This window comes from Paenibacillus rubinfantis, from assembly GCF_001486505.1.
Taxonomy (GTDB): domain Bacteria; phylum Bacillota; class Bacilli; order Paenibacillales; family Paenibacillaceae; genus Fontibacillus; species Fontibacillus rubinfantis.
Genome location: NZ_LN909052.1, coordinates 1 through 2767, shown reverse-complemented (window position 1 = coordinate 2767; position 2767 = coordinate 1). Strand labels below are relative to the sequence as shown.

Below are 2767 nucleotides of genomic sequence, written 5' to 3'. Positions count from 1 at the left end.
TCGAGGCGTGTGCTCTTCCGATCTCTTGCTCATCCACTCGGCGGTTTCCACGTTGTTGGGAGCGTAGGCACCGCGGCCGTGGCAGTGAGAAATGATGCTCTCGAATTTCGTATACGCCTTGTAAGGCTGCTGCACGTCCTGCGTAATCAGAGGGGTGTATAGGAGACAGGGTTGGTATAGACAAGCCACTCCTGTGGCTGGCCGTCCTGCGGCGCGATCTCGTCGGTTCGGATGCGGTAGCGGATATTGCCCGCCTGTGTGCGCGCCGCGTCCACTACGACGCCCTCTATCGTCATACCTCCCTGCGCGGCGCGTTCCTCGTTGGGAGTGAAGCGCGCGCGCTGGCCGATCTCGACCGCTGCCGGGGCCTCGGCCTCGGTGCTCTGCTGCTGTTCGCGGGCGCGCTCAAGCTCGAACGCCATCACATAGCTGTTGATCTTCTCGGCGTCGGCGGCGGCCCGGAAAATCTCGCGCGGATCGTCCTCAAGAACCTTGATCCACGACGCGACATAGGCCGCGTGCTGGCCGGGGTCGTGGCCGATCTCTAGGCGCTCGCCAAGCATGAGGCTGGCGATCTCGGCCCGCAATTCCTCGCGGGCGTAGCCCTCGCTGCCGAACGGGTGGGAAAGGTCGCGGTTGAGGCGGCTTTCGTGCCCGGTCCAGTGGCCTAGCTCATGCAAGGCCGTCGCATAGTAGGCGTCGGCGCTGCCGAACTGATGCCGGGCCGGTAGCGTGATGCTGTCGGTGCTGGGCCGGTAAAAGGCGCGGTCGCCCTCGACGTGGGCGATCTTTGCGCCGGAATTGGAAAGGATGGCCTCGGCCCGGGCGTGCCGTTCCGGCTCCGGGCCTATCGGCTTGGCCTCCATCGGTGGCAAGCCGTCGATCTGCTGCGCGTTGAACACCACGGCGGTGAACACGCGCGGGCGTTCGAGCTCGACGCGCACTTTGCGGGGCTTGCCCTCGTCGTCCAGCACGGGCCGCCCCTGCGCGTCGGTCATGGGCTGCTCGTCGTGGAATTTCCAATAGATGATCCGCGTTCCGCGCGATCCTTTGCGGACCTGCGCGCCCGCCGCCTCGGCCTGCTTGTAGGTCATCCATCGCGGATCATCGTAGCCCTGCATGTGGAGCCAGATGGTATTCATGCCGCGATACTCTTTCCCGGTCGCGGCGTTGTAGGGCAGGCGCAATTCGCCGGGCTTCCACGGCTTTTGCCACGGGGCGGTGCCCTGCCGTAGCTGCTCGATGATCCGCCCCGCGACTTCTTCGGCATATTCTTTGTTCATGGCCGCTTCACTCCTTGGCGGCGGCCACCAGCTTGCCGCTCACCACAATGCCGGTCGCGTTCGGGTCGGTCGCAAGGTCGGCGTTCGCCTCCCATGCGTCCGCCTCGCTCATGGCGGTTTCCTCGAAAGCGCCGTTGCGCTCGGCCTGCTCTGCGGTCTGCTCCACCTGCACGCCGGGCACTGTCGCGTCGTCCTCGTTGCGGCTGATGACGGGCTGCGTCGTCTCTTGCTTCATGGTCGATTCCTCCTGTTGTCGAATGAAAACCACGGTCGTGGCCGTGAACGGATTGGGCGGCTCGATCACCGTCCCGGTGCTGCTGTTTGGTGCTGCGGTGCGCGTCAGGCGCACGGGTTCTGCGGCGGCGCCGCCGAAGTATTTGGCGACGTAGCCGTTGGCGAAACCCAGCGTAAAGCTGCCGGTGTTGTAGGCCGAAAGAGCCGCCCGCAACGCCGATTGGTCATCGGCATAGCGGGGCCGCGCGATCTTGTAGAACGCGGTTAGCACTTCGGCCCCGGCGCGCAGGTTCTTGCACGTGTCAAACATATCTTCGACCGAATAGCCCAGCTTCGGCAGGTTCGTGCTGTTCACCTGCATCAAGCCCATGTCCACCGTGTAGCCCGCCGCAATGTATTGGCGGGCGAGCGCGGCGGCGTCGGCGGCATCGCGGGGTTGCCGCGATAGGGATGCACCGTTGACGTTAAGAGCAAGGGGGTTCCCCTTGCTCTCAACTTGGATGATCTGCTGAACGGTCGTCGGTGCGACACTCGGCGCGCAAGCCGCGATCAGTTCAAGCCCCAGCACGATTAGGCTCCTTGGGGCCACCGTTGCGGGGCATGTCGGCCTTGCACGCCTTGGCCTTCTGCGCCGGGCACGGGCCGTTGTTGTGCGCCTCCGGCTTGATGCTCCACGGCCAATAGTCGGGCTTGATGATGTCCGCGTGCGCGGTCCCGGCGAACGCGGACGCGGCCACGATCACGGCGGCAAACGGCTTAAAAACTCGCATTCTCGGCAACTCCTTTGGTCATGGAATCAACATCGCCTCTGACGAGGACCGGCGCGGCGCGCCCGCGCAGGTTCTTGACGGCCACGGGGCCGAAATAGCGGCTATCGAAGCTCCCGGCGCTGTAGCTCGAAATCACCCAAAGCTCGCCGGGCTGCACGGTGTAGGTGCCGGGGGTCCATGCGGGCATTCCAGCCTCCGGCGCGCTGTCCGGCACGGCCTTGCCGTTGACGATCAGCGGCGCACCGGGCGCAACGGTCACAGTGTCGCCCGCGACGGCCACCACGGGCTTTAGCAGCGGCGTGGTGTTGGTATCCGGGCAGTCGCCGGGATGCAGATAGCCCCGCTCGCGCATCGCCACGACGATGCCAAGCGGCGGCGGGCAAACCGACACAAGGGAGCCGCGCGCGATCTGCGCCGGGTCCACGGGCGCGATGCGCCATACTCCTGTCGGCGCGGAATCGGTGGTGTTCAGCCGGAACC

The 2767-nt window shown here is 65.6% G+C and carries 4 protein-coding genes; all 4 read right to left on the bottom strand.

The window, feature by feature from the left end; genetic code table 11:
• Nucleotides 1–146: 146 nt before the first annotated feature.
• Complete coding sequence (locus BN3277_RS01120) at nt 147–1283, bottom strand: ArdC family protein (protein WP_059040488.1); 1137 nt, start codon at nt 1281–1283, stop codon at nt 147–149.
• A 7-nt stretch (nt 1284–1290) separates the two neighbouring features.
• Complete coding sequence (locus BN3277_RS01115) at nt 1291–2085, bottom strand: lytic transglycosylase domain-containing protein (protein ID WP_059040487.1); 795 nt, start codon at nt 2083–2085, stop codon at nt 1291–1293.
• Nucleotides 2072–2287, bottom strand: a complete 216-nt coding sequence (locus BN3277_RS01110) for a hypothetical protein (protein WP_059040486.1) — start codon at nt 2285–2287, stop codon at nt 2072–2074. Before BN3277_RS01110 ends, BN3277_RS01115 begins: the two co-directional genes overlap by 14 nt.
• On the bottom strand, nt 2274–2767 hold a 494-nt coding region (locus BN3277_RS01105; RefSeq protein ID WP_059040485.1), incomplete at its 5' end, for a S26 family signal peptidase. The genes BN3277_RS01105 and BN3277_RS01110, both read right to left, overlap by 14 nt.